The organism is Novosphingobium olei (assembly GCF_012927405.1).
Lineage (GTDB): Bacteria > Pseudomonadota > Alphaproteobacteria > Sphingomonadales > Sphingomonadaceae > Novosphingobium > Novosphingobium olei.
Window position 1 is genome coordinate 284,292 of record NZ_JABBGM010000002.1, and the last position, 18,849, is coordinate 303,140.

At 68.4% G+C, this 18,849-nt stretch carries 29 protein-coding genes; 21 read left to right on the plus strand and 8 right to left on the minus strand.

Going from position 1 to position 18,849, the window contains the following annotated elements; translation table 11 throughout:
- The first annotated feature begins 11 nt into the window (after positions 1–11).
- Positions 12–461 carry an SRPBCC family protein gene (locus tag HHL27_RS05405; RefSeq protein ID WP_169492365.1) on the plus strand — a complete coding sequence of 150 codons (450 nt, stop codon included), beginning with the start codon at positions 12–14 and terminating at the stop codon, positions 459–461.
- An 8-nt stretch (positions 462–469) separates the two neighbouring features.
- Here HHL27_RS05405 and HHL27_RS05410 read toward each other — a convergent pair whose 3' ends face one another.
- A complete protein-coding gene (locus tag HHL27_RS05410) occupies positions 470–3,022 on the minus strand; it encodes an ABC transporter permease (RefSeq protein WP_169492366.1) in 2,553 nt (850 codons plus the stop codon).
- Positions 3,022–3,750 carry an ABC transporter ATP-binding protein gene (locus tag HHL27_RS05415; protein WP_169492367.1) on the minus strand — a complete coding sequence of 243 codons (729 nt, stop codon included), beginning with the start codon at positions 3,748–3,750 and terminating at the stop codon, positions 3,022–3,024. Before HHL27_RS05415 ends, HHL27_RS05410 begins: the two co-directional genes overlap by 1 nt.
- 42 nt (positions 3,751–3,792) lie before the next feature.
- Between HHL27_RS05415 and HHL27_RS05420 the strand changes: the two genes are divergently transcribed.
- On the plus strand, positions 3,793–4,524 hold the full coding sequence (locus tag HHL27_RS05420; RefSeq protein WP_169492368.1) for an arylesterase: 732 nt from the start codon (positions 3,793–3,795) through the stop codon (positions 4,522–4,524).
- 358 nt (positions 4,525–4,882) lie between these two features.
- Here HHL27_RS05420 and recF read toward each other — a convergent pair whose 3' ends face one another.
- The 3 genes from recF to pspF form a co-directional block, all read right to left on the minus strand.
- Positions 4,883–5,956 carry a DNA replication/repair protein RecF gene (gene recF / locus HHL27_RS05425; RefSeq protein ID WP_169492369.1) on the minus strand — a complete coding sequence of 358 codons (1,074 nt, stop codon included), beginning with the start codon at positions 5,954–5,956 and terminating at the stop codon, positions 4,883–4,885.
- Between the two features lie 339 nt (positions 5,957–6,295).
- Complete coding sequence (locus tag HHL27_RS05430; RefSeq protein ID WP_169492370.1) at positions 6,296–6,523, minus strand: hypothetical protein; 228 nt, start codon at positions 6,521–6,523, stop codon at positions 6,296–6,298.
- Positions 6,523–7,581 (minus strand): phage shock protein operon transcriptional activator, encoded by a 1,059-nt coding sequence (gene pspF / locus HHL27_RS05435; protein ID WP_169492371.1) that lies wholly within the window; start codon positions 7,579–7,581, stop codon positions 6,523–6,525. The genes HHL27_RS05430 and pspF overlap by 1 nt, the downstream gene beginning before the upstream one ends.
- A 192-nt stretch (positions 7,582–7,773) precedes the next feature.
- On the opposite strand from pspF, the gene HHL27_RS05440 reads away from it, so the two are divergent.
- The 12 genes from HHL27_RS05440 to HHL27_RS05495 are packed head-to-tail and all read left to right on the plus strand — an operon-like array spanning position 7,774 to position 11,978.
- Positions 7,774–7,932 (plus strand): hypothetical protein, encoded by a 159-nt coding sequence (locus HHL27_RS05440; RefSeq protein ID WP_169492372.1) that lies wholly within the window; start codon positions 7,774–7,776, stop codon positions 7,930–7,932.
- Positions 7,929–8,792: a phage shock protein PspA gene (gene pspA / locus HHL27_RS05445; RefSeq protein WP_169492373.1), complete on the plus strand. Its 864-nt coding sequence runs from the start codon at positions 7,929–7,931 to the stop codon at positions 8,790–8,792. The genes HHL27_RS05440 and pspA overlap by 4 nt, the downstream gene beginning before the upstream one ends.
- Positions 8,792–9,097, plus strand: a complete 306-nt coding sequence (gene pspB, locus HHL27_RS05450; protein ID WP_169492374.1) for an envelope stress response membrane protein PspB — start codon at positions 8,792–8,794, stop codon at positions 9,095–9,097. The genes pspA and pspB overlap by 1 nt, the downstream gene beginning before the upstream one ends.
- Complete coding sequence (gene pspC, locus HHL27_RS05455; RefSeq protein WP_169492375.1) at positions 9,098–9,475, plus strand: envelope stress response membrane protein PspC; 378 nt, start codon at positions 9,098–9,100, stop codon at positions 9,473–9,475.
- 35 nt (positions 9,476–9,510) lie between these two features.
- Entirely contained in the window at positions 9,511–9,795 is a 285-nt protein-coding gene (locus HHL27_RS05460; protein WP_169492376.1) for a hypothetical protein, read from the plus strand.
- A gap of 40 nt (positions 9,796–9,835) precedes the next feature.
- The gene (locus HHL27_RS05465; protein WP_169492377.1) at positions 9,836–10,150 is read left to right on the plus strand and encodes a hypothetical protein; all 315 of its coding nucleotides are present in this window, start codon (positions 9,836–9,838) and stop codon (positions 10,148–10,150) included.
- The gene (locus HHL27_RS05470; RefSeq protein WP_338114827.1) at positions 10,147–10,473 is read left to right on the plus strand and encodes a hypothetical protein; all 327 of its coding nucleotides are present in this window, start codon (positions 10,147–10,149) and stop codon (positions 10,471–10,473) included. Before HHL27_RS05465 ends, HHL27_RS05470 begins: the two co-directional genes overlap by 4 nt.
- 10 nt (positions 10,474–10,483) lie before the next feature.
- Positions 10,484–10,726 carry a hypothetical protein gene (locus HHL27_RS05475; RefSeq protein WP_169492378.1) on the plus strand — a complete coding sequence of 81 codons (243 nt, stop codon included), beginning with the start codon at positions 10,484–10,486 and terminating at the stop codon, positions 10,724–10,726.
- Positions 10,727–10,756: 30 nt separating this feature from the next.
- Positions 10,757–10,987 (plus strand): hypothetical protein, encoded by a 231-nt coding sequence (locus HHL27_RS05480; RefSeq protein ID WP_169492379.1) that lies wholly within the window; start codon positions 10,757–10,759, stop codon positions 10,985–10,987.
- On the plus strand, positions 10,984–11,157 hold the full coding sequence (locus HHL27_RS05485; protein ID WP_169492380.1) for a hypothetical protein: 174 nt from the start codon (positions 10,984–10,986) through the stop codon (positions 11,155–11,157). The genes HHL27_RS05480 and HHL27_RS05485 overlap by 4 nt, the downstream gene beginning before the upstream one ends.
- Before the next feature lie 37 nt (positions 11,158–11,194).
- Complete coding sequence (locus HHL27_RS05490; protein WP_169492381.1) at positions 11,195–11,614, plus strand: SufE family protein; 420 nt, start codon at positions 11,195–11,197, stop codon at positions 11,612–11,614.
- 13 nt (positions 11,615–11,627) lie between these two features.
- A complete protein-coding gene (locus HHL27_RS05495; protein WP_169492382.1) occupies positions 11,628–11,978 on the plus strand; it encodes a YbaN family protein in 351 nt (116 codons plus the stop codon).
- A gap of 4 nt (positions 11,979–11,982) precedes the next feature.
- Here HHL27_RS05495 and HHL27_RS05500 read toward each other — a convergent pair whose 3' ends face one another.
- The gene (locus HHL27_RS05500; RefSeq protein ID WP_169492383.1) at positions 11,983–12,414 is read right to left on the minus strand and encodes a hypothetical protein; all 432 of its coding nucleotides are present in this window, start codon (positions 12,412–12,414) and stop codon (positions 11,983–11,985) included.
- Between the two features lie 84 nt (positions 12,415–12,498).
- Here HHL27_RS05500 and HHL27_RS05505 point away from each other — a divergent pair, with 84 nt between their 5' ends.
- Together HHL27_RS05505 and HHL27_RS05510 are read left to right on the plus strand one after the other, a co-directional pair.
- Positions 12,499–13,062 carry a TetR/AcrR family transcriptional regulator gene (locus HHL27_RS05505; RefSeq protein ID WP_169492384.1) on the plus strand — a complete coding sequence of 188 codons (564 nt, stop codon included), beginning with the start codon at positions 12,499–12,501 and terminating at the stop codon, positions 13,060–13,062.
- Between the two features lie 48 nt (positions 13,063–13,110).
- A complete protein-coding gene (locus HHL27_RS05510; protein ID WP_206069404.1) occupies positions 13,111–13,653 on the plus strand; it encodes a hypothetical protein in 543 nt (180 codons plus the stop codon).
- Here HHL27_RS05510 and HHL27_RS05515 read toward each other — a convergent pair.
- Positions 13,640–14,395 carry a COG4705 family protein gene (locus HHL27_RS05515; RefSeq protein WP_169492386.1) on the minus strand — a complete coding sequence of 252 codons (756 nt, stop codon included), beginning with the start codon at positions 14,393–14,395 and terminating at the stop codon, positions 13,640–13,642. The genes HHL27_RS05510 and HHL27_RS05515 overlap by 14 nt on opposite strands.
- A gap of 11 nt (positions 14,396–14,406) precedes the next feature.
- Positions 14,407–14,922, minus strand: a complete 516-nt coding sequence (locus tag HHL27_RS05520; RefSeq protein WP_169492387.1) for a sterol desaturase family protein — start codon at positions 14,920–14,922, stop codon at positions 14,407–14,409.
- Positions 14,923–15,076: 154 nt separating this feature from the next.
- Here HHL27_RS05520 and HHL27_RS05525 point away from each other — a divergent pair, with 154 nt between their 5' ends.
- The 5 genes from HHL27_RS05525 (at position 15,077) to HHL27_RS05545 (ending at position 18,816) form a co-directional block, all read left to right on the plus strand.
- Entirely contained in the window at positions 15,077–15,442 is a 366-nt protein-coding gene (locus HHL27_RS05525) for a hypothetical protein (RefSeq protein WP_169492388.1), read from the plus strand.
- Positions 15,443–15,534: 92 nt separating this feature from the next.
- Positions 15,535–16,965, plus strand: coding sequence for a 3-isopropylmalate dehydratase large subunit (leuC, locus tag HHL27_RS05530; RefSeq protein ID WP_169492389.1), 1,431 nt, complete (start codon positions 15,535–15,537; stop codon positions 16,963–16,965).
- A 60-nt stretch (positions 16,966–17,025) separates the two neighbouring features.
- Positions 17,026–18,090: a zinc ribbon domain-containing protein gene (locus tag HHL27_RS05535; RefSeq protein ID WP_240959402.1), complete on the plus strand. Its 1,065-nt coding sequence runs from the start codon at positions 17,026–17,028 to the stop codon at positions 18,088–18,090.
- Positions 18,087–18,587 (plus strand): DNA-deoxyinosine glycosylase, encoded by a 501-nt coding sequence (locus HHL27_RS05540; protein ID WP_338114828.1) that lies wholly within the window; start codon positions 18,087–18,089, stop codon positions 18,585–18,587. Before HHL27_RS05535 ends, HHL27_RS05540 begins: the two co-directional genes overlap by 4 nt.
- Before the next feature lie 64 nt (positions 18,588–18,651).
- Positions 18,652–18,816, plus strand: coding sequence for a hypothetical protein (locus HHL27_RS05545; RefSeq protein WP_169492126.1), 165 nt, complete (start codon positions 18,652–18,654; stop codon positions 18,814–18,816).
- Positions 18,817–18,849: the final 33 nt, after the last annotated feature.

Below are 18,849 nucleotides of genomic sequence, written 5' to 3' on the forward strand. Positions count from 1 at the left end.
GAGGAATTGCCATGCACGAACTGTCGATCAGCCGCTTCATTGCCGCTTCGCCCGCCAAGGTGTGGGATGTGATGACCAACCGGCAGGGCGAATGGTGGTGCCCCAAGCCCTGGCGCGCCGAAGTCGTGGTGCAGGAACGGCGCGCGGGCGGCCGCGCTTCGCTGACGATGTATGGCCCGGACGGCGAAGTGGTGCCCAACGAAGGCATCTACCTCGCCTGGGACGAAGGGCGTCGCTTCGTGACAACAGACGCGGTGACGGCGGATTTCGTGCCTGCGGGGCCGTTCATGATCGGCATCTGGGAAGTCGTGCCCGAAGGCGATGGCGCGCGCTATGTCGCGAGCGCGCGGCACTGGACGCAGGAAGCGATGGAGCAGCACGCCGCGATGGGCTTCGTCGACGGCTGGGGTGCCTGCGCCGATCAGCTGCAGGCGCTGTGCGAGAACGAGAGCGAGAGCTAGAGCTAGAGCTAGAGCTCCCGCAGTGCCTGCGCGGGCCGCGTGCGCAGCAGCGACAGCGATCCGGCGAGCGCCAGCACCAGCACCAGCGCTACCCCGGCACCGAGCACGCCCAGCACGCGCGGCCAGTCGGGGAGCCAGGCGAATTCGAACAGCCGGGTCATCACCAGCCAGCCGGTCAGCGTGCCGAGCCCCAGCGCAACGGCAGCGAGCAGGGCGCAGAGCAGGCCGTATTCGGCCAGCAGCAGGGACAGCAACTGGCGGCGGCTCGCGCCCAGTACGCGCAGAATGACGGTGTCGTACTGCCGACGTTCGCGCGCCGCGGCGATGGCGCCGGCCAGCACCGCCATGCCGGCCAGCACGGCAACGCTCGCGGCGGCCAGGATCGCGGTGCCCATCTGCGAAAGGATGTCGCGCACCTGGCCCAGCACCGGCCCGATCTCGATCACCGAGGACGAAGGCAGCGCGGCGACAAGGCCGGAAAGGATCGCCCGGCGCACTTGCGGCCGCTTGTCCGCGCCCGGCAGGCTGACCGTGGCGGCAAGGTTGTGCGGCGCATCGGATATCGCGTTGGGGCTGAACAACAGCACGTAGTTGAAGCCCATCGAATCCCAGTCGATCCGGCGGAACGAGGCGATCGTCGCGGTGCGCTCGACGCCCAGCAGGGTTACCGTGATGCGGTCGCCCAGCTTCAGGCCGAGCACGTCGCGCAGGGCATCGTCGACCGAAACCAGCGGTTCCCCGGCATAGTCCTTTGGCCACCACTGGCCCTGGGTCAGCAGGTTGCCTTCGGGCAGGTCCGCCGCATAGGTGATGCCGCGATCGCCGCGCAGGACCCAGGCATCGTCGGGGATCTGCTTGAGATCGGCCACGCGGATCATGCGGTCCTTCGGGCCATAGGCGACAACCGCGCCGCGCATCGCGGGCACGGTGCGGATCGTGGCTCCCGGCGCGGCCTTGTGCACCACGCGTTCGAACTGCGGTAGCGAAGCTGGCGGCACGTCGAGCACGAAGTAGTCGGGCGCCTTGGTCGGCACGCGTCGGGCGATGTTGGCATCGAGGCTGGTCTGCACGCTCGCCAGCAGGACGAACGCGGCAAGGCCGAAGCCCAGCGCGACGACCAGCGCCGAGGTCTGCGCGCCGGGGCGATGCAGGTTGGCGAGCGCCATGCGCGCGATCGTCCCGCGCGGACGCGGCAGGCGCGCAGCGAGGCGGGTGAGCCCGGCGCCCAGTGCGGCGAGCGCGAGGAACAGCGCGGCGGCTCCCGCCAGGAAACCCGCGGACAGCAGCATCTGCGGCGAGGTCAGCACGGCGAGCGCGACGATGCCGGTGATGCCCAGCGCCACCGGCAGCGCCGCCGCGCGCCAGCGCGTGGCGAGCGGCGCGACGCGCGCGCGCATCAGCGCCATCGCGGGGAATTCGCGCGCGCGGATCAGCGGCGGGGCGGCGAAGGTCAGCGCGATCAGCAGGCCGTAGGCGGCGGCAAGGGCAAGCGCGAGCGGATCGATCACCACGCCCGCCTCGATCGGCAGCAGGCCCTGCAGCGCGCGACCGATCAGCGGCGTGGTCGCCACGCCCAGCGCAAGCCCGGTGGCGATCGCCAGCACGGCGGCGACCACCAGCTGCAGCAGGAAAATGCGGGCCACGTCCCCGCTGGTCGCGCCCAGGATCTTGAGCGTGGCGATGCTCGAACGCCGTGCCTCGAGATAGGAGGACACGCCGTTGCCGATGCCGATCCCGGCAATCGCCAGCGCCGCCAGCGCGACGAGGACGAGGAACTGCCCCATCCGCGAAACGAAGCGGTCGAGCCCGGGGGAAGCCTTGTCGCGCGTGCGGATCTCGAAGCCGGAGACCGGGAACTTCGCCTTGACCGCATCGGCCAGCGCCTGCGGGTTCGCACCTTCAGGCAGGCGCACACGGTACTTGGTCCGCGCCATCGAGCCGACCTGCACCAGGCCGCTCGCCGCCAGCCCCTGTTCGGACACGATCACCGTGGGGCCGAGCGCGAAGCCTTCGCCCAGGCGGTCGGGCTCGCTGCCGATCACGCCGCCGACGGTCAGCATGGCCTGCCCGATCTGCACCCTGTCCCCCGTGCGCACGCCGAGGCGGTCGGACAGGCCCGGTGCGATCCATGCAGTGAGGCCGGGTGGCGGTCCTGCCGCTCTGCCGCCATCGAGCGTGAAGCGGCCATAGAGAGGCCAGCGCGCGTCGACCGCTTTCAGCTCGACCGGAACCGTGGCGGAAAGATCGCCGGGGCGGCGGGCGAGCGCCTGCAGCCGGGTACCGACCGACAGCGTGCCGAGCCGGTCGAGCGCGGCGCGTTCCTCAGCAGTTGCGGTGCGCGCGGCGAGCGTGAATTCGATATCGCCGCTGAGCATCGCCTGTCCGCGCGCGGCAAGCTCGGTGCGGATCGCGCCGGTCAGCGTGCCGATCGCGGCCAGCGCGGCGGTGCCGAGCACGAGGCAGACGAGCAGGAGGCGCAGGCCCCGGAAGCGCCAGTCGAGCCCGCGGCGCGCCAGCCGCCAGGCGGTGGACCAGCTTATCGCCCCGTGATTGCTGGGCATCAGGCCGCGCTGTCCGAGGCGATGCGCCCGTCGGCAAGGCGGACGATGCGCTGGCAGCGGCGGGCGAGGTCCTCGTCATGCGTGACCATCACCAGCGTCGCCCCGGCGGCTTCGGCGCGGCTGAACAGCAGATCGGCAACGCCCGCGCCGGTTGCGGCATCGAGGTTGCCGGTCGGTTCGTCGGCGAACAGGATGCGCGGGGAAGGGGCAAGCGCGCGGGCGATGGCGACGCGCTGCTGCTCGCCGCCCGAAAGCTGGGTGGGGTAATGGTTCAGCCGGTGGCCCAGCCCGACCGCTTCCAGCGCGGCCCGCGCCGTATCCATCGCGCCCTCCGCGCCTGCGAGTTCGAGCGGGGTCGCCACGTTTTCGAGCGCGGTCATCGTCGGCAGCAGGTGAAAGGCCTGGAGCACGATGCCGATCCGGCCGCGCCGCGCTTCGGCAAGGCCATCCTCGGTCAGCTGCGCGAAGTCCTGCCCGGCGACAAGTAGCGTGCCCCCGCTCATCCGTTCGAGCCCGGACAGCACCGCCAGCAGCGAGGACTTGCCCGACCCCGAGGGCCCGAGCAGCGCGACCGTCTCTCCCACGCCGATCTCGAGATCGATGCCGCGCAGGATCTCGACCCGCGCCTCGCCCTGCCCCAGCGCGAGCGTGAGCTGCTTTGCGAGAATGACGGGGCCGGTGAGGAAGGGAGCGGGCGCTCTGGGATCGCTTGTCACGGGCGCGACCATGCCTAGATTGGTTGCCTGTCGCAACCTTCCCGAAAGACCCCGATGCGCCGTTCGTCGATTGCCCTTGCGCCTGTCCTGGTGCTCGCCTTGCCGCTCGCCCTTCCGCTTGCAGGCCTTGCCGGCTGCTCGCAGAAGGCGCCCGCGCCGGAGGTGGTGGCGACCGGTACGGCTGCGACGACGACGGCGCCGGTCCCGGCCGATGCGCCGGTGATCCTGGCGTTCGGCGACAGCCTCTATGCCGGGTACCAGCTTCCGCCGACCGACAGCTATCCCGCCAAGCTCGAAGCCGCGCTCAATGCGGGCGGGGTCAAGGCGCGGGTGGTCAATGCGGGCGTTTCCGGAGACACGACCGCCGCCGCGCGCCAGCGCCTTGCCTTCACGCTCGACAATCAGCCGGTAAAGCCCACGCTCGCGCTCGTGGGGCTCGGCGGCAACGACATGCTGCGCGGCCTGCCACCCGCCGAGACGCGCGCCAATCTCGACGCGATCCTTGGCGAATTCCAGAAGCGCAAGATCCCGGTGATGCTCACCGGCATGCTCGCCGCGCCCAACCTTGGCGCGGATTACGTCAAGGCGTTCAACCCGATCTGGCCGAGCCTTGCGAAGAAGTACGATGCGCCGCTGGTGCCCTTCTTCCTCGCCCCGGTGCTCGGGCAGGACAAGTTGCTGCTCGAAGATCACGTCCACCCCAACACCCAAGGCGTCGAGCGCATCGTTGCGGCAACGAAGGATGAGGTCGCGAAGGCCCTGAAGGCAGCCGAAGCGCCGAAATAGAGCGCCATTCCGGAACAGGGCTGCCCTGACTTGTCGAAGGGCCACTTTCCTTCGCGAGCTTGCGCCAGGTTCCAAGAAAAGGGCAGTGCTTCGACAAGCTCAGCACAGACGGATTTGGGGATCGAGCGGAGGATGGTCCACCAAGCCGCTTGCTCTGAGCTTGTCGATGAGCTGCGTTACTTTGCCGGTCTGCGCCGGGTTTCAAGAAAAGGGCAGTGCTTCGACAAGGTTAGCTTAGGCGGATTTGGGGATTGAGCAGAGGACGGTCCCCACACCCGTCTGCCCTGAGCCTGTCGAAGGGCCGCTTTCCTTTGCGCACCCGCGCCGGCTTTCAAGAAGAGGGCGGGCCTTTGGGCCTTCACACCCGCTCGACGATCCCGTCGGCGACTTTCCACACCGCCGCCTGGCTCTCGATCTCGGCGAAGGGGGCGAGTTCGGTGCCGGTCATCCACACCTGCGCGCCGGATGCGGCGAGGCGCTCGTACAAGGCCGCGCGGCGTACCGGGTCTAGATGCGCGGCGATCTCGTCCAGCAGCAGCAGGCGCGGGCGTTCGGCGCTGGTCAGCGCGGCGTGGGCGAGCACGATGGCGATCAGCATCGCCTTCTGCTCGCCCGTAGAACAATCGGCAGCGGGCGCGTTCTTGGCGGCGAGCGTGACGGCAAGGTCGTCGCGGTGCGGGCCCGTCAGCGTGCGCCCGGCGGCGCGGTCGCGGCGGCGGCCTTCGCGCAAGGATCGGCGCAAGGCATCGGGATCGGCCGGCGTTTCGCTGGCGTAGGCGAGGGCGGGGCGGGCGAAAGGTGCCTCGGGCTGCGTCGCGATCTCGCGCGCCAGATCGGCGACGAGCGCGCGGCGCGCGTCGGCCAGCGCGGCGCCGTTTTCAGCCAGCTGCGCCTCCAGCGCGTCGAGCCAGGCAGGGTCGGGATCGGCGGGGTCTGCCAGCAGGCGGTTGCGTTCGCGCAGCGCGGTTTCGTAGCGCGTGGCGGTGCGCGCATGATCGGGGCGCAGCGCCAGCACCAGCCGGTCGAGAAAACGGCGCCGGTCGCCGGGGCTCTCGGCGAAGAGCCGGTCCATCGCCGGGGTCAGCCAGGTGACCGAAAGCCAGTCTGCCAGCCGCGTCGCCGGGCCGGCTGCGCCATTGATGCGCACGCTGCGGCTGTTGGGGGCGGCGGGCGTGGTCGCGGTGGCGAGCGCGACGTCGCCATGCTCCATTTCGGCCGTCACGGCGAAGCTGCCATCGCCGCTGCGCCCGGCCATTTCTGCAGCAGCGGCGCGGCGCAGGCCCTTGCCCGGCGCGAGCAGGCTGATCGCTTCGAGCACATTTGTCTTGCCCGCGCCGTTCTCCCCCACCAGCACGTTGAACCCGCGCGTGTCCTCCAGCCGGGTGGCGGCATGGTTGCGGAAATCGCGCAAGGTCAGGCGAGTGAGGGCCATGGCTGCGGCGTTAGTGCGTCTGCGCCCAGCGCGCAAAGGTCATCTGGGGAGTGATTTCCCATCGTCATGCCAGCGAAGGCTGGCATCGCTATCGTCTGGCCGCCCGATCAGCCCAATCATTCCAGCCCGTTCTCGGGTTTTGCCGGTGCTGGATCACCAGATAACAGCACCATGACCACAGCGATGCCAGCCTTCGCTGGCATGACGAGAGGCGGAGCGGCAACCACGCACGACCTTAACGTCACCCCGGGCTCGACCCGGGATCCCGCTTTCTTGCCGCCGCCTGCCATAGAAGCGGGACCCCGGGTCTAGCCTGGGGTGACGGGTAAGCAGGTGTGGCTACACCGCATGCCTTTGCGCGATACGCAGCGCGGTAATGACGATGTAAATGAACGGCACCGGGATGGTGAAGGCGATGGCCGGGCGCTGGAAGTACTGGGCGCAGGCGACGAGCACCAGGAAGCAGCCGAGCACCGCGACCACCGCGCCAAGGATCAGCGCGAGGCCCTTCCAGTGCACCGGCACGTATCCGAACAGCCATTTGCGGAACCAGATCTCGCGGTCCATCAGCCCTGCCCGCGCTCCAGAAGCCCGTGCTTCTTCAGGCAGTGGCGCAGCTGGTCGTAGGTGAGGCCCAGCGCCTTGGCGGTCTGGCGCTGGTTATAGCGGTTGCGGCCAAGGTGATGTTCCAGGATCGCACGCTCGTGCGCCTCGACCGCGCTGCGCAGGTCGGCGATGTCGTCGAGCGCGTGGGGCAGGGCGTGGGTGGCGGCGCGCAGCGGGGTCGCTGCCGGGGCATCGTTGGCGGGGGCCGGAGCCGGGGCGTGGGCCGCGTGGGCATTCGCCGGCTTCCACGGGCTTTCGAACGGATCGAACTGGACATGGCCGATCGGGGCGGAGGGATCGTCCCAGCGATAGACCGCGCGTTCGACCACGTTGCGCAGTTCGCGCACGTTGCCGGGCCAGGCGTAGTGTTCGAGCTGGTCGGCGACGTGCGGGGCAAAGCCGGGCCAGGCGTCCCAGTGCAGTTCCGCCGCCATGCGACGGGCGAAGTAGTCAGCCAGCACGGCGATGTCACCCTCGCGCACCCGCAGCGGGGGCAGGGTGATCACCTCGAAGCTGAGGCGATCGAGCAGGTCGGCGCGGAAGCGGTTCTGCGCCGCCATCTTCGGCAGGTCCTCGTTGGTGGCGGCGACGATGCGCACGTCGACCCGGATCGGGCGGCTCGCGCCGATGCGCGTGACTTCGCCATATTCGACCGCGCGTAGCAGCCTCTCCTGCGCACCCATCGACAGCGTGCCCAGTTCATCGAGGAACAGCGTGCCCTTGTCGGCTTCCTCGAAGCGGCCTGCGCGGGCGCGGGTGGCGCCGGTGAAGGCGCCCGCCTCGTGCCCGAACAGCTCGGCCTCGATCAGCGTTTCGGGAAGCGCGGCGCAGTTCATCGTGACGAGCGGCTCCTGCCAGCGCGTCGACAGGCGGTGGAGCCGTTCGGCGATCAGTTCCTTGCCGGTGCCGCGTTCGCCGATGACGAGGACGGGACGGCGCATCGGCGCGGCGCGGCTGGCACGTTCCACCGCATCGAGAAAGGCACCCGACTGGCCGATGAACTGGACTTCGCGATCCACGTTTTATGCCCTCTTCTCAATCGCGCGCCAAGGGATGGCATATTTTCCCAACCTTGCGCAAGATTTCCCATCGGGCTCACGCTCCGTGATGGCAAAATCGCCGGAAATCAGGGGTTCGCGCAGTTTGGCACGCGCCTTGCTGAAAGGTGAACAACACCGCCGGACCTGATCGGCGGCCACCGGAGAAAACCCATGTACACCGCCCGCTTCTTCTCGACCAAGCTCGGCCGCGCAAGCCTCGCCAGCATCATGGCGATGGTGGCGATGAACTGCTTCGCGCTGAGCCAGCAGCTCCACGCCGCGCCGCAGGTGCTGGCATCGAGCGCCGCGATCACCGGGGAGCTGGCGTGACCGTGGACCTGACCCCGATCGGCCCGGACCGCCGGGCGGGCGCCGAGGGCCGCACCTCGCGCTTCGACGCGGAAATCGACGCGCTGCGCCAGCGCCAGTCGACCACCCGTGAAACTTTCACCCGCGACGCGGCCGGCCAACCGCGCGCTTCCTTCACGACCGGAGTAAACCTGATGGGCATCTTTTCGCGGACGCGCGATATCATTGCCGCCAATTTCAACGACTTGCTCGACAAGGCGGACGATCCCGCCAAGATGATCCGGATGATCATCATGGAGATGGAGGAAACGCTCGTGGAAGTCCGCGCGTCGGCCGCCCGCACCATTGCCGACCAGAAGGAAATGCAGCGCCACGTCGCCAAGCTCGACCGCCTGCAGGCCGACTGGGCCGACAAGGCACAGCTTGCGCTGTCGAAGGACCGCGAGGACCTCGCCCGCGCCGCGCTCGTGGAAAAGAAGAAGGCCGGCGACATGGCCGCGCAGCTCCAGTCCGAAATCGCCGTGCTCGATGATTCGATGCGCGCTTACGAACAGGATATCGAAAAGCTGCAGACCCGCCTGCGCGAAGCCCGCAGCCGCCAGACCGCGATCGCCGCGCGCCTCGAAAGCGCCGAGAACCGCGTCCGCCTGCGTTCGCTGCTGACCAACGAACGCGTCGATGAAGCGCTTGCCCGCTTCGACCAGCTCGAACGCCGCGTCGATTACGCCGAAGGCCGCGCCGATGCGCTGAGCCTGGCCGATGGCACCGCGCCCAATCTCGCCGACGAGATCGCCGCGCTCGCCGGGCAGGACAAGATCGACGAGGAACTCGCCGCGATGAAGCGCGCGCTGGGCAACTCTGGCAACAAGGATGGCCAGTGATGGAAGACGTCGTCGTTCCGCTCGTCGCGATCCTCGGCATCTTCGTCGGGATGCCCTGGGTGATCCTGCACTACATCACCCGCTGGAAGACCGCCGCCACGCTCACTTCGGGGGACGAGGCGCTGCTCGAGGAACTCTACCAGCTCGCCCGCCGGCTTGATGAGCGCATGGATACGGTCGAGCGCCTGGTCGCTTCCGACAATCCCGAATTCCGTCCGGCGCGGATCGTCCACGACCGCGATACCGACAACCAGAAGCTGCGCGAGCTCGATCGCATGCTCGCCGAAAAGAGGGGGACCCTGTAAATGTCCGCGCAACGCACTCGCTTCTATCGTGACAAGGTCAACGGCAAGTTCATGGGCGTCGCGGCGGGCATCGCCGACTACACCGGCGTCGACGTGCTCTGGGTCCGCCTCGGCCTGATCATCGGCACGGTCTGCGGCATCGGCTTCCTGCCGATCGTCTACCTCGTGCTCGGCTTCCTGTCGGAAAAGAAGCCGGCCTATCTCTACAGCGACCGCCAGGAGGAGAAGTTCTGGCAGGGCGTGCGGCAGAGCCCGGGGCGCACCGCCCGCGAAGTCCGCGCCCAGTTCCGTGACATCGATCGCCGCCTGGCCGATGTCGAAAGCTTCTACGTTTCGTCCAATCCGCGCCTTTCGGCCGAGATCGAAAGCCTGCGCTGACCGCTGCCACGCGTCGCGCGCTCAAAGGGGAAATCATGGACCATCAATCACTTGCACTGCTGATCCCGCTGGCGCCGTTTCTGCTGGCCGGTTTCGCGATCTGGACCAAGCACAACCGCAAGGTGGAAGAGATCCGCGCGCAGAACACCGCCGAAAAGGCCGCGCAGTACGCCGCGCAGAACCAGGCGCTGGAAGAGCGGGTCCGCGTGCTCGAACGCATCGTCACCGATCGCGGCTACGATGTGGCCACGCAGATCGAGGCGCTGCGCGACGTGCGCCGGCTAGAGGACCGGCCGGGGCAGCCCGAAGGCCACGCCTGAGCAGCGTCCACCACGGCAAGATACAAAGGGGAGTAGTCACATGCCGTTCGATCTTTCGCCTGCGATGATCGGCGTTCCCGCCATCGCGATCACCGTCGGCTGGGTGGTCAACACCTGGCTCCGCGTCCGCCACGGCTACCCGCTGGAAAATTCCTGGGGCAAGCCGGTCTATCCTAAGACGTCGAGCGCCGAGCTGGAGCGGATCGCGCTGCTGAGCCAGGAAAACGCACAGCTGCGAGCTGAACTCGGCTCGGTCAAGGACCGCCTCGGCAACGTCGAGCGGATCGTCACCGACAGCGGCTATGCCCTGACCCACCAGATCGAGGCGCTGCGTTCCGAAGGACGCGCGCAATGACCGGGATGGAAGTCTTCGCGCTGTGCGCGGTGGTCCTGCTGCTGATCTGCGCGATGGGCATGGGGCTGGAAGCGTACAAGCGGCGGATGGACCTGCGCGAAAAGGAGGTCGAACTCCTGGCCGCGCGCACCGCCGAAAAGGCCGCGCAGTATGCCGCCGGTGCCGAACGGCTGGAACAGCGGGTGCGCGTGCTGGAACGCATCGCCACCGACCGCGCGGCGCAACTGGCCGAAGCGATCGATCGCGTGGGCGATCACGCCGGCGAACACAACCCGGCCTTGGCCGGACAGATCGAAGCCCTGCGCGAAGCGCGGGCGAACTGAGGATACTACCGTGGGCTTCTGGACTTCCGTTGTTGCGATCGTCGCGATCATCGCCTGGGCCACAACCCGCCAGGCACGCTATCGCAACCAGTCGGGCGCGCCGATTTCGGGCAGCGATCCCGTGTACACCGCGCAGCTCGAGCGCGAAGTCGCCGACTTGCGCAAACGGCTCGAGGTGCTGGAACGGATCGCCACCGATGGTGCCGAGACACGCCGCCTTGCCAACGAGATCGAATCCCTGCGCGACCGGTAATCCTGTCGCCAGCCAAAGCGGAGACCGCCGATGACCATTGCATCGATCGACACCATCGTGGTGACGCTGGCCGCCCTTGCCGGTCTGGTCGTCGTGGCCCGGACCCTGACCCGCGCCTGGGAGCGCTGGCTCGAATGGAAGCGGCTCGAGCTAGAGCGCAGCGGCGGGGGCGATCCCGTCGTCTCCAGCCGGATCGAGATGTCCGACTTGCGCGAACGCCTGCGCAAGCTTGAAGCGATCGCCGCCGGGGTGGACCTGTGAGCCGCGCCAGCGACGGCGCCAAGGCGGGCATCGGCCTTGGCAGCGCGCTTGCCGTCACGATCTCGTGGAGCCTCCACAAGTCGGTGATCTGGGCGGCGATCCACGGGGTGCTGTCGTGGTTCTACGTGATCTATTACGTCCTCATGCGCCCCGGCGGCCTTTCGGGGTGATGGACGGCGGGCGAGCCGCTCGCTAGAGCCGCATGATATGCGCAGTCTCGAAGACATCCTCGAAGAGTACGAATTCCTCGATGGCGATGAACGCTATCGCCTGCTGATCGAGCTGGGGCGCGAGCTTGAGCCGATGCCCGATGCGCTCAAGACCGACGCCACGCTGGTGCGCGGCTGCTCGGCCAGCGTCTGGGTCTACCCGGTGGCGCAGGAGGGCGGCGCGGGCCTGCACTTCCTCGCCGACAGCAACGCCGCGATCACCAAGGGCATCGTCGCGCTGGTGCTCGCCGCGGTGCAGGACCGGCCCGCCGCGGAAGTGGCCAAGACCGATATTGCGGAGCGCTTGGCGCCGTTCGATCTCAAGAACCAGCTTTCGTCGAACCGCACGCAAGGGGTGCCGAACATGATCGCGCTGGTGCGCGATCACGCCGCGCGCCTTGCCGCCGCGGCGAACTGAAGGGCGCCCGGGCTTGCGCCGGCACTTGTGGACGGGCGCGGGGCTGGCGTTCGTCGGCATCGGCGCCGTCGGCGCGTTCCTGCCGCTGCTGCCCACGGTTCCGTTCCTGCTGCTCGCGCTGTTCTGCTTTGCGCGCGGCAATCCAGCGTGGGAACAGCGCCTGCTCGATCACCCGAAGTGGGGGCCGCCGCTCGTCGAATGGCGCCAGCGCCGCGCAATCCCGCGCCGTGCCAAGGTCGCCGCGCTTTGCGCCATGGCGGTGAGCGTGGCGGTGACGGCGGCGACGGCCGGCTGGCCCTGGGTGCTGATCCCGGCGCTGGTGATGGCGCTTTCGGGCACCTGGATCTGGACCCGCGCCGAATAGGCGATCAGTTGCGCCGCATCTGCGCGGCCACGAAGAAGGCGAGCGCGAGGCCCACCGCCCCGCCGAAGATCACGCCACCAGCGGCCAGTCGCGCCGCCGTGTCGTCCGCGCCATAGAGCGCGGGATACCAGGTCATCGCCACCCCATCGCACAACAGCGCTGCCGTTGTCGCCAGCGTGTAGCCCGGCACCACCTGGTCGGCGCCAAGCCCGCCCAGCCGGCGCAGCAGCAGTACGAAGGGCAGGGTGCCCGGCACGGTGGCGGCAAACACCAGTGCACCCGTGCTTCCGCCCAGCAACTGCGCATCGCTCAACGCCCGCAGCAGCACCGCCGCCGCGTACCACAGCACGATGCCCGCAACGATCATCACGCCCGATTGCTGGGCGTTGAGCGCGGCGGATCCGGCAGGGGCGTGGGTGGAAGCAATGGCGTTCATGGCAATCTCCCGAGTCTTTGTAGCGGTCGCTACATTTCTACACCGATGTAGCAGCCGCTACAAGAGCCTGCTACGAGTGCGTAGATGATCGATCGCGAAACCCGCCGCAGCGAAGTCGAAGACAAGCTGGCCGCGCATGTGCTGGCGCATGGCCTCGGCCGCACCTCGGTGCGCGATCTCGCTGCCGCGGCGGGCACCAGCGACCGCATGCTGCTCTACTACTTCGCGGACAAGGCCGAGGTGGTGTCGGTCGTGCTCGCGCGGATCGCCGCCGACATGGCGCAGGCGCTGGATGCCGCGCTGCCCGAAGGTGAGCGGCTGCCGCCCGCAGACCTGCTGGCCCGCGTCGGCGTGATGGCGTCGAGCGCGGCGATGCGGCCCTACATGGAACTGTGGAGCGAGATCGCGGCGAAGGCCGGGCGCGAGGAAGCGCCGTTCGCGGCCATTGCCGATGCCATCGCCGCGGGTTTCCGCGCCTGGGCGGATTCCCGGCTGGCGATCGCGGACGATGCGCGGCGTTCGGCCATGGCGGCGCTGATGATCGTGGCAATCGATGGCGCCGCGCTGCTCGCCCCGATGGCCGGCGGTACCATCGCGCGCGACGGGCTGGCGCTGCTGGGCGAATTGCTAGACGGGCATTGTTCCTGATTTGTTCTTATCGTACCATCGGCTTCGGGAGGCATGCCACGGAGTCGAATGGCGATGGTTACGGTTACGGTGGCGAAGGCTGCCGGCTCGATGCTCTGGTTCGACCGGCTGGTCACGCTGGCGGGCGCACTCGCCTGGCCGCTGGCGCTGGTGCTGATTGCGCTGCTGTTCCGCGCGCAGTGGATCGCGCTGCTCCACCGGCTCGACGAACTGCGCTGGGGGGACAAGTCCGCCCGCTTTTCCCGCCGGCTCGACCGGCTGGAACGCGCAGCGCCATTCCCGCCGCCTCTGCCTGCTCTGGAAGATGAGCCGGACCTCGCGCTTTCGGGCGATCACGCACGCTTCCTGCAATTGCTGGAACTGTCGCCCAGCGCGGCCGTGCTCGATGCCTGGAGCCGGGTGGAAGACGGGCTGTCCCGGCTTGCCCGGCGGGGCGGGGGCGATGCGCTCGATCGCCGGGTGCGCGCGCAAGTCGTCGAGCTTGCTGCCCTGCGCGCCGCCGCCACCCGGGGCGAGGCGGTGACCGTGCCCGACGCGCTGCGCTTCCGCACCGCCGCCAAGCGCGTTCTCAACGAGATCAATCTGGCGTGACGGCACCCTTCGCGCGCTGCGGCAGCACCGCGACGAGAAGCACGATCACGGCGAGCAGCACCGCCGATGCGATCGGACGGCTGAATTCGAGCCCACCCTTTGCCACCGGCTTGTCGAGGAAATCGCCGACCGTTGCGCCCAGCGGCCGGGTCAGGATGAAGGCCGCCCAGAACAGCGCCACGCGGTTGAGCCGGGTCAGGAAATAGAGCGCCGCGATCACCGCCAACGCGATCGCGAACAGCGTCGCCCCGCCGAGATAGCCAAGGCCGTTGGTGTCCGCCGTCCAGTCGCCCAGCGCGGTACCCAGCGTCTGCGACATCGAGATCGTCAGCCAGTAGAACCATTCGGAACGCCGGTCGATCAGGTGGTCGACCTTCACCGCGCCGGTGGCGAAATGCCATGCCGCCAGCGACGCGATCACCAGCGCCAGCAGCAGCGCCGAACCCCCGGCATAGCCGATGCCCAGCGACCGCGTGGCGAAGTCGGCCAGCGTCGTCCCCGCCGTGGTCGATGCGATGATCGTGGCCCAGTAAAGCGCGGGGTGAAAGCGTTCGGCCCGGACCTGCGCCGTGGCCAGAACCAGCAGCACGGCGACGAAGATCGCGGTGCTGGCAAGATAGCCGAAGTCGAACGTCATCGACAGCGTGTCGCCGGCGGTTTCGCCAAGCGTGGTGGCGAGGATCTTGACGATCCAGAACGAGAGCGTGGCCGCAGCCACCTTGCTTTCGCGCGCTTGCTGCATCGGCGCTAAACTCAATCCACCGCTTCGCGCAGCACAGCGATGTCCCGGTCGCGCTGTTCCTTCAGCTCCTGCTTCAGCACGGCGGGATCGCGGGCGAACACGAAGCCGAAGCTGACGCCGCCCTCCTTGCCCTGCGTCGCATGGTGCAGCTTGTGCGCCTGCACCAGCCGCTTGGCATAGCCGCGCTTGGGCACGTAACGGAACCAGCGCTGGTGGACCAGGCCGTCGTGGATCGCGGTGTAGATCACGCCATAGAACAGGATGCCAAGGCCGATCCACGTACCCGGCCACCACGCGTTTGCGCCCAGCACCAGCGGACTGCCGAGCGCGAACATCGAAATTGACATGGCCGCGCCGACCAGCGCGTAAAGGTCGTTCTTTTCGAAGAAGCCGTCGTGGCGCTCGTGGTGGTCGCGGTGCCAGTTCCAGCCGAAGCCATGCATCACGTACTTGTGGCTGCTCCACGCCACCAGCTCCATGGCGAGCACGGTGGCGATGACGATTCCGATGGCAAGCACGCTATCCATGGGGACGAGCCTCTACTCCCTTGCGCGACAAACCGCGACACTTTCTCGCTCGGTTGAGACAACCAATTTCGCGGGCGTTCATTGTCATTGCGACATGTTCCTGAGGGTGAGCGGCTCGAAATTCCGCCGCCCGAAAGTGAAAGGACCGACAGTCATGAAGAAGATCGTTCTTGCCGCCCTCGTCCCCGCCGCGCTGCTCTCGGCAGCCGCTCCGGCCAGCGCGCAGGCCTGGCGTCATCGTGACGATGCCGCTCGCTACACGCCCGTCCGCAACGACGACGTCCGCCGCGATATCGACGGCCTGCGCTTCCAGATCGACCGCGCCGAACGCAACCGCGCCATTTCCCGCCGCGAAGCCGACGGCCTGCGCCGCCAGGCCCGCGATATCCAGCGCCAGTACGCCTACATGTCGCGCGGCGGTCTCGACCGTGGCGAATATCGCACGCTCCAGCGTCGCGTCGCCGGAGTGCGCGGCCACCTGCGCATGGAACGCTGGGACCGCGACGGCCGCCGCGGCTAACCCCGACTTTGCGTAATTAAATTACGCCAACGGGCAACAAGGCGCGCCTTTCCTGCTTGAATTGCGGGGAAGGCGCGCCTAACCCGCGTGCCATGGCCAAGACTCCGCGCACGCTCTACCAGAAGATCTGGAATTCCCACGTCGTCGAAGATCGCGACGATGGCACCAGCCTGATCTATATCGACCGCCATCTCGTGCACGAGGTGACGAGCCCGCAGGCATTCGAAAGCCTGCGCGCCGCGGGGCGCAAGGTGCGCCGCCCGGATCTGACGCTCGCCGTCCCCGATCATAACCTGCCGACCACCGCGCGCCTCGATGCAGCGGGCAACCGCCTGCCGATCGCCGATCCGGAAAGCGCGCAGCAGCTCGCGATGCTCGAGAAGAACGCCCCTGCCTTCGGCATGCGCTATATCGGCGCGACCGACCGCGAACAGGGCATCGTCCACGTCGTCGGCCCCGAACAGGGCTTCTCGCTGCCCGGCGCCACGATCGTCTGCGGCGACAGCCACACCGCCTGCCACGGCGGCCTGGGTGCGCTCGCCTTCGGCATCGGCACCAGCGAGGTCGAGCATGTGCTCGCAACGCAGACCCTGCTGCTCAAGCGGTCGAAGGCCATGGAAGTGCGCGTCGAAGGCCAGCTTGCCCCCGGCGTTTCGGCCAAGGACGTGGTGCTGCACATCACCGGCGTGCTCGGCGCATCGGGCGGCACCGGCTACGTCATCGAATATACCGGCAACGTGATCCGCGACCTGTCGATCGAAGGCCGCCTGACCGTGTCGAACATGGCGATCGAACATGGCGCGCGCGCCGGCCTGATCGCGCCCGACCAGAAGACGTTCGATTACCTCAAGGGTCGCCCCTATGCGCCCAAGGGCGCCGAATGGGACGCCGCCGTCGCGTGGTGGACCAGCCTCGCCACCGATCCGGGCGCCACGTACGACAAGGTGGTCACCATCGACGCGGCGGACATTGCGCCTTCGGTCACCTGGGGCACCAGCCCGGAAGACGTGCTGCCGATCACCGGCGTGGTCCCCGCGCCGGAAAGCTTCGCCGATGCATCGAAGCAGGACGCCGCGCGCAAGTCCCTGGACTACATGGGCCTCGTTCCCGGCCAGCGGCTGCAGGACGTCGAGGTCCAGAACATCTTCATCGGCAGCTGCACCAACAGCCGCATCGAGGATCTGCGCGCCGCCGCCGCGGTGCTGAAGGGCCGGCGCAAGGCCGACAACGTCCGCTGGGCGATCGTCGTGCCGGGTTCGGGACTCGTCAAGGAACAGGCCGAAGCCGAAGGGCTCGACCGCGTGTTCACCGAAGCCGGTTTCGAATGGCGCGAGCCGGGCTGCTCGGCCTGCCTCGGCATGAACCCGGACAAGGTGCCTGCGGGCGAACGCTGCGCGTCGACCAGCAACCGCAACTTCGTCGGACGGCAAGGGCCGGGCGCGCGAACCCACCTCGTCAGCCCGGCAATGGCCGCCGCCGCCGCCGTGACCGGCCGTCTGACCGACGTGCGCGAACTGGTCTGATCGTTTACAGCGCAAGGACCACCGTCTAGCCTCGCTCCCGCTGACGGGAAGGGGACGAGGATGGAACTGATCAAGGGCGTGCGCGCGCAGGAGCGGCTGTACGGCGGCGTGCTCTGGCTCGTCTCGTTCGTCTTTGCCGGGTTCCTGATCGGCCTCGGCAACCTCGTCATCGGCGATCTGCCGCTGGTCGATGAAAGCGTGATTGCCGCGCCTTCGGGGCCGTCCCCGGTCCAGCGCGATCTTCGGCGCCAGCTCGATGCCGCAACCGTCGATGCCGCGCGGATCGACGACCGGCTTGAGATCCAGCGCCTGCAATTGGCGCAGGCGCAGCGTGCCTCGCAGACGGCAAGCGAGACTTTCAGCGCGTGGATCGCCGCGCGCACCGCCACCACCGATCCGCAGCAGGACCCTGAAGTTCTCTCGCGCACCCGCGCGCTCGAACAGCTCAAGGATACCGAGCGCACGATCCAGGGCCGCATCGCCACGCTGGAGAACGAAAAGGCGCCGCTCGAACAGCGCATGATCGCGCTGCGCCAGGCGCAATATGCGGCCGAGCGCGATGCGCTGCCCGCGCAGGAACGGGCGCGCTTTGCCCAGGAGCTGCGCGTTTTCGGCCTGCGCCTTGCCATCACCCTGCCCATGCTGGGGGCGGCGGTCTGGCTGGTGCTGAAGAAGCGGCAGAGCGACTACTGGCCCATCGCGCGCGGCTTCGTGCTGGCCGCCGTGTTCGTGTTCTTCGTCGAGTTGGTGCCGTACCTGCCGAGCTATGGCGGCTATGTCCGCTATGCCGTGGGCATCGTGCTGACGCTGGCGGCCGGGCATTTCCTGATCCGCAACATGCGCGCCTGGCTTGCCAGCCGGCAGGCGGCCGAGGCCCAGAACGAGGCCGAGCGGCGCGCCCGGGTCGATCAGGACGAAGCCTTTCGCAAGATGGTGGCCAAGGTCTGCCCCGGCTGCGATCGCCCGATCGCGAGCACGGGCGATGCCGAAGCCAACTTCTGCGTGCATTGCGGGCTGACGCTGTTCGACCACTGCCACGCCTGCAACACGCGCAAGATGGCCTTCTTCCGCTATTGCATGACCTGCGGCACGCCATCGGACGACAAGGCAACCGCGCCCGCGTGAACCACAGCCTCAAATCCGCCTTCGCCCCTGTCGTTTCCCCCGACACCCGCGTGCTCGTCTGCGGCAGCCTGCCGGGCGAAGCCTCGCTCAGGGCCGGGCGCTATTACGCCAATCCGCGCAACCAGTTCTGGCAATTGATCGGCGGCGCAATCGGGTGCGATCTGGTGGCCCTCGATTACGAGGCGCGGCTCGTTGCCCTGCTTGCGGCCGGCGTGGGCCTGTGGGACAGTGTCGCCCGGGCCACGCGGCAGGGCAGCCTCGACACCGCGATCCGCGCGGTCGAGGCCGCGCCCCTGGCCGCACTCGCCGCCACTTTGCCCGATTTGCGCGCCATCGCCTTCAACGGCGGCACATCGTGGCGCATCGGCCGCCGCCAGTTCGGGCCTGAAAGCGCGCTCGCGCTCGTTCAGCTTCCGTCCAGCAGCCCGGCCTATTGCCGCGTTTCGGTCCACGAAAAGCAGCAGGCGTGGAACGACTTGCGGAAATTCCTGCGCTGAATCTTGAAATTGGCGGCTGGGGCGTCGACACTGGCGTGCCAGACCAGAGAGGGAGCGACGACGCGTGACGAAGAAGAGCGACAACTGGACCGGCAAGGCTGCCATGGCTGGCGCCGCCATCGGCTCGGCCGCGATCGCCGCAGCCCTCCTCTATACCTCTCGCCGCAAGGAGCGCGCCGAAAAGGCCGCGCCCAAGGCGCCCCCCGTGGATGCGCCCGAAACCGACTGACGCAGGCCCAATTCCGGTGTTGCATGGCGCTTT

Excerpts from the sequence above, each read along its gene's own strand:
- pspC (WP_169492375.1), top strand. The coding sequence starts at position 9,098 with ATGTCCGCGCAACGCACTCGCTTCTATCGTGACAAGGTCAACGGCAAG.
- HHL27_RS05430 (WP_169492370.1), bottom strand. The coding sequence starts at position 6,523 with ATGGACCGCGAGATCTGGTTCCGCAAATGGCTGTTCGGATACGTGCCG.
- HHL27_RS05420 (WP_169492368.1), top strand. The coding sequence starts at position 3,793 with ATGCGCCGTTCGTCGATTGCCCTTGCGCCTGTCCTGGTGCTCGCCTTG.
- HHL27_RS05500 (WP_169492383.1), bottom strand. The coding sequence starts at position 12,414 with ATGAACGCCATTGCTTCCACCCACGCCCCTGCCGGATCCGCCGCGCTC.
- HHL27_RS05440 (WP_169492372.1), top strand. The coding sequence starts at position 7,774 with ATGTACACCGCCCGCTTCTTCTCGACCAAGCTCGGCCGCGCAAGCCTC.
- pspB (WP_169492374.1), top strand. The coding sequence starts at position 8,792 with ATGGAAGACGTCGTCGTTCCGCTCGTCGCGATCCTCGGCATCTTCGTC.
- HHL27_RS05535 (WP_240959402.1), top strand. The coding sequence starts at position 17,026 with ATGGAACTGATCAAGGGCGTGCGCGCGCAGGAGCGGCTGTACGGCGGC.
- HHL27_RS05525 (WP_169492388.1), top strand. The coding sequence starts at position 15,077 with ATGAAGAAGATCGTTCTTGCCGCCCTCGTCCCCGCCGCGCTGCTCTCG.
- HHL27_RS05490 (WP_169492381.1), top strand. The coding sequence starts at position 11,195 with ATGCGCAGTCTCGAAGACATCCTCGAAGAGTACGAATTCCTCGATGGC.
- HHL27_RS05405 (WP_169492365.1), top strand. The coding sequence starts at position 12 with ATGCACGAACTGTCGATCAGCCGCTTCATTGCCGCTTCGCCCGCCAAG.
- HHL27_RS05515 (WP_169492386.1), bottom strand. The coding sequence starts at position 14,395 with ATGCAGCAAGCGCGCGAAAGCAAGGTGGCTGCGGCCACGCTCTCGTTC.
- HHL27_RS05415 (WP_169492367.1), bottom strand. The coding sequence starts at position 3,750 with ATGGTCGCGCCCGTGACAAGCGATCCCAGAGCGCCCGCTCCCTTCCTC.
- HHL27_RS05520 (WP_169492387.1), bottom strand. The coding sequence starts at position 14,922 with ATGGATAGCGTGCTTGCCATCGGAATCGTCATCGCCACCGTGCTCGCC.
- recF (WP_169492369.1), bottom strand. The coding sequence starts at position 5,956 with ATGGCCCTCACTCGCCTGACCTTGCGCGATTTCCGCAACCATGCCGCC.
- HHL27_RS05510 (WP_206069404.1), top strand. The coding sequence starts at position 13,111 with ATGGCGATGGTTACGGTTACGGTGGCGAAGGCTGCCGGCTCGATGCTC.
- leuC (WP_169492389.1), top strand. The coding sequence starts at position 15,535 with ATGGCCAAGACTCCGCGCACGCTCTACCAGAAGATCTGGAATTCCCAC.
- HHL27_RS05410 (WP_169492366.1), bottom strand. The coding sequence starts at position 3,022 with ATGCCCAGCAATCACGGGGCGATAAGCTGGTCCACCGCCTGGCGGCTG.
- HHL27_RS05505 (WP_169492384.1), top strand. The coding sequence starts at position 12,499 with ATGATCGATCGCGAAACCCGCCGCAGCGAAGTCGAAGACAAGCTGGCC.
- HHL27_RS05465 (WP_169492377.1), top strand. The coding sequence starts at position 9,836 with ATGCCGTTCGATCTTTCGCCTGCGATGATCGGCGTTCCCGCCATCGCG.
- HHL27_RS05480 (WP_169492379.1), top strand. The coding sequence starts at position 10,757 with ATGACCATTGCATCGATCGACACCATCGTGGTGACGCTGGCCGCCCTT.
- HHL27_RS05470 (WP_338114827.1), top strand. The coding sequence starts at position 10,147 with ATGACCGGGATGGAAGTCTTCGCGCTGTGCGCGGTGGTCCTGCTGCTG.
- HHL27_RS05460 (WP_169492376.1), top strand. The coding sequence starts at position 9,511 with ATGGACCATCAATCACTTGCACTGCTGATCCCGCTGGCGCCGTTTCTG.